General features: G+C 56.2%; 1 protein-coding gene. It reads left to right on the top strand.

All coding sequences use genetic code 11. From position 1 onward, the window contains the following. Positions 1-3,567 (top strand): JAB domain-containing protein (locus AK963_RS26905; RefSeq protein ID WP_175404681.1); only part of this gene is annotated, 3,567 nt, incomplete at both ends.

Here is a 3,567-nt window from a genome sequence, read left to right as displayed (position 1 = left end):
AAGATCATGGCGAACCCGGACTCTGGCGTTACCTGCACACAGAGGATGTCATGGGGCATGCTGGAAAACCGGAGAACAGCATCAATGGCAGCTTTGTCGATTGTATGCCCAGCCGTGATTGTGCTTCCTTCTGTTATGCGACCAAAGGCAATTACCGGTTCAGTAATCCCATCATTAAATCGGAAATCGTGAACTGGGCAGTGGAGAAAGACCCGGTCAGAACCGCCCGGATTGCGGCCAACGATTACAAAGGCACTCCCGAGTTTTACCAGAACAAAGCCCTTCGCCTGTTTGATATGGGCGATGGCTCCATGGCATGGCTGCCCTTTATCCGAACCATGAACAAGGAGGGTATCCGGCTCCAGATCTTCAGCAAGAATCCGGAGTTCCTGAAGCAGGTGCCTGAACAGAACTGGCGGGCACTGTCGGTGGACAACAGCAACTTTGCACTGGCCGCAAAGCACCCGGAGCTGCCATTGGCGGTGGTGTTTGACGGTCAGCAGAATGGCATCGACTTTGTTCGCGCCAACCTTGACCGAATACTGGTGATTCTGCCCATTAAACACGGTCAGCGAGTCCTGGGCGATAAAGCCACCCTGCGTCGTATGCTCGGGCTGGATGCCATGAAGCGGGTATGCCCTGTCGATGGTGGCTGGAAAAAGATCAAGCACCCCACTGATCCGAAGAAGAACTTTAACTGCACTTCCTGCGACCAATACGGTGGCATGGGTTGCTTCCACGGCAATGTCACCCGCCAGGTGATGAAAGCTGTCACGGAAGCCCCACATGATAAACATCTGCAACGGCTGAAAGAGGAGATAGAGAATGACCCTGACCGATTCGGTGGCAAAGCGAGCGCGGCAGAGCTGCTTGGAAACCTGGGCAAAATCCGATCTGCGCTACGGACATCTGCTGACACCCGAACAGAAGCAACAGATGCAGGCGGCCAGGGACAGGAAGCTGAAGGCACAATTGGAGTTCGACAAATTGATGAGGGAACCGGACGCTACCGGGTCGGAGAAAGTGAAGAAGGAGAAATAGAAGAACGAAAACGTCGGCCCAACAAGAACGACTTGGAGGACGCCGGACAGCAGAACCTGTTCGCCTCCCCAGACCTCTCCGGTGACGAACGTAAACAGCAGATCATCGAAAACCAACGTGTTCTGGTTAAGCATGATGAAACCGGAACCATCAGAGCTGGCACCGATACCATCCACACCTACGACGACCTTGCCCACTTTATCGCCCCGATCCGCAAGCTGGCGCAGGAGGAAATGGTCGCCATTGTGCTCGATGGCAATGACAAGGTGATCAATGTCATTAAGCACAGCAAGGGGCAGAAAGCCTCTGCTTCCGTATCCCCATGGACACTGGCCGGTGCGGTGGTTGCTACGCCCGATGCCAAAAGCGTCTGGTTTGCCCATAACCATCCTTCCGGTGATCCTGAACCCAGTATGTCGGATGTGCATATTACCCAAAGCCTGAATGAAGTGCTGGACGGCAGTGGCGTGGTCAATATGGGACATGCCGTGGTGGGGAGCACTGGCCATGCGAAAATCATGGATGCCGATGGCACGGTGCAGATGGGCACCGTGGCTCCCAAGCGCATGGCTCGCAATAAGGCGTTCCCGATTACCGAACGGCGACTGCGCTATAACCGGCCCCACATCAATTTCAGCTCACCGGAAACGGTACGTCCTTTTCTGGATACCATCAGCCGAAATGCCGTGGTGTTGCTGGATAGCAAATACAATGTCACTGGCGTTCTGCCGTTGTCGGACAGTGATCTGAAGACCCTGCGGCATCCAACGGATGACCCCCAGGGACGGGGGAAATCCCACCAAGCGCTGGGAGCGCGGCTGGGGAACCCAGCGGCTGCCCGGATTATGACGGCACTGGACAGCACCAACAGTTCGTCAGTCATCCTGAAAAGCAATGGCTCACCACTGGCCACGACAGGCACAAGTAACCTGATCCGCTTCTTCAACCGGGGCGACCGTATCCAGGTGCTGGATCACTTTACCGGCAAGGATGGCAGCTACCAGTCTGCTGCGGAAAAAGGGTTCCCCGACCTGAACGAACGGGGTTCCTTCTACGCCCTGCGAAAAGACAGCAACGCCCGTGGCATCCAGTCCGGTTCGCTGCGTCTGAAGCTGAAACCGCTGGAGCAGAAACTGGGCCAGTCCATCCACGTCCTGCAATCAGAAACCGAACTGCCCTCCCACCTTTACCAGAAAGTGATCAGCGACAAGGCACAAGGCCGGGTGCGGGGGATGTTCGACCCGGAGACAGGCGACACCTATCTGATCGCAGCCAATCTGGACACCACCGGCGAGGCGGTGCGCACTGTCCTCCATGAACTGGTGGGTCATAAAGGCGTCCGTGGCCTGCTGGGTAAACGGCTCGATACCGTGCTGGATGAAATCCACCGGGATATGAACGACCGGCTGAAGCAGGCACTGGGCAAGCGATACGCACGACAGATTGAAGGTAAGCCGAAAGCAGAAGCCAACCGGATCATTGCCGAGGAATACCTGGCGCACCTTGCCGAGAAAGACCCGAAAAACGGTCTGCTGACCAAAGTCGTCAGCATGATCCGCAACGCCCTGCGCCGGTTGTTCCCCAACATCAAATGGACGGATGCCGATGCGGTGGAATTGCTGAGTGCTGCCCGTGGCAGGCTGAAACGTGATGGACAGAGGGCGACCCCCATGAATGGGGGAAGTCCCATCAAGCGCCGGGCACCCGAAGGGCATAGCAAGCGCGACTGGGGCAACCGCTACAGCGATGCAGGCATAGCCCCGACGTTCTACTCGGCTGTGGAGCGTAGTGCCGCTGCCGTAAAGTCTGACAAACTGCCTGCCCAGAGTTGGCTCAATGCCATCAAGAAAGGCAACAACGTGCAGGATGAGGAAATCCACTGGCTGGGCCTTGACCTGTGGCTGGCGGACAAAAAGGGCGAGAAGCTGAGCAGGGCCGACGTGCTGGACTTTATCCGCCAGAATGAAGTGCGGATCGACGAAGACCTCAGTGTTGATGCGTTCGATGAACAGGAGCTGGAAGAGCGGGTCTATGAAAGGCAGCAGCACTTTATCAGCGAACGAATTGGCGATTACGAGCACGGCTATTCGCTGGATGAGCTGTCCCACCTGCTGGACGATGCACGGGAAACACTGCGGGAGGATGAGTACGACTTCCACTATCAGGAACTGAAGCAACGGTTTGAACAGGGCGAGCTGGATGACCATGAAGTGGACGCCCTGGTGGATGACGATGGCAATCTGAATGAATCCGCCCTGCACGAAGAAGCGCAATGGCAAGCCAATAACAGCGTCGATACTATGGACGACAAGGCGCTGGTACGGGATCACATCCCCTATTCCGATAAGGAAGATGCCGCGCTGGAAGCCTGGGAGAACGACTACGAGTCGGATGTGCGAAGTGACCTGGAAGCGGAGCTGCGGGATGAGTCCGACGTTCAGTACCGCAATTATGCCATGCAAGGTGGTGAAGATTATTCCGAACTGTTGCTGATTCTCGATAACAACAGCCACGTATTCCCCGCTG

The sequence above is a fragment of the Endozoicomonas atrinae genome, assembly GCF_001647025.1.
GTDB lineage: Bacteria > Pseudomonadota > Gammaproteobacteria > Pseudomonadales > Endozoicomonadaceae > Endozoicomonas > Endozoicomonas atrinae.
This window is presented reverse-complemented; position numbering and strand designations above follow the sequence as displayed.